Source organism: Protofrankia sp. CiT1, from assembly GCF_917627335.1.
Lineage (GTDB): Bacteria > Actinomycetota > Actinomycetes > Frankiales > Frankiaceae > Protofrankia.
Genome location: NZ_CAKJTP010000109.1, coordinates 4,453 through 5,273 on the forward strand (window position 1 = coordinate 4,453; position 821 = coordinate 5,273).

Below are 821 nucleotides of genomic sequence, written 5' to 3' on the forward strand. Positions count from 1 at the left end.
GCCCGTACCTCGGTCGGGATCGACCGGTACACCGGTGCCGCGGCCTACGGCATCCTGTTCTCCCGGGCAGTCGTCCCTGTCGGGGCGTTCATCCGGTTCGAACTCGACGTCGAGTCCGGTGCAGCTGATCCGGCCGACGTCGGCTGGCTCCGTGACCGCGCCCGCTTGGCGGCGTTGCTGGACGCTCTCGGTCATGGCGAGGTGCGGCTCGGCGCTGCCGTAACCCGTGGGCTCGGCCACGTCCAGCTAGCGCACGACGTCGAGCTCGAAGAACACGATCTCAGCAACGCCACCGGCCTGATCGCGCTGCTGCGCGGCCAACCGGGTCGTCCCGGTCTGGACGAACTGGACGAACTGGACGAACCGCGCGGCGAACCTGGCCTTGATCTGCACCCCCGCCTGGCCGTCACCATCGACTGGACACCGGACGCTCCGGTGATGGTGCGTGCTGATCGGGCTGGTGTCGCCGTCGACACACTGCCGCTGACGGGTGCGGACGGCACCGACACGGTACGCCTGGTACTGCCCGGATCCAGCCTGAAAGGGGCGCTGCGCAGCCACGCCGAGCGGATCCTGCGCACGCTGGAACAGCGCCGGGCGCCGCGGCCCGTCGGCGACCCAATAACCGACGCGACCGCGTTCCGCGCCCAACTCGATCAGCTGCACCTGGCAAAGGCGCTGTTCGGTGCGGCGCCGCCCGCCGCACAGCGGGACGTCCACCGCTCGATCCTGGAGATTCCCGTCGACCCGGCCAGGGGTATCAAAGAACTCCCCGACGAGCAGGACGAGCGCCCCGACACCCCGGACAAGCCGATAGGCGC

Annotated in this window: 1 protein-coding gene; it reads left to right on the top strand. The window is 70.2% G+C overall.

All coding sequences use genetic code 11. The annotated features are described in order from the left end of the window. The coding region (locus MJ785_RS15795; protein ID WP_239381521.1) for an RAMP superfamily CRISPR-associated protein at positions 1-821 on the top strand (821 nt) is incomplete at both ends.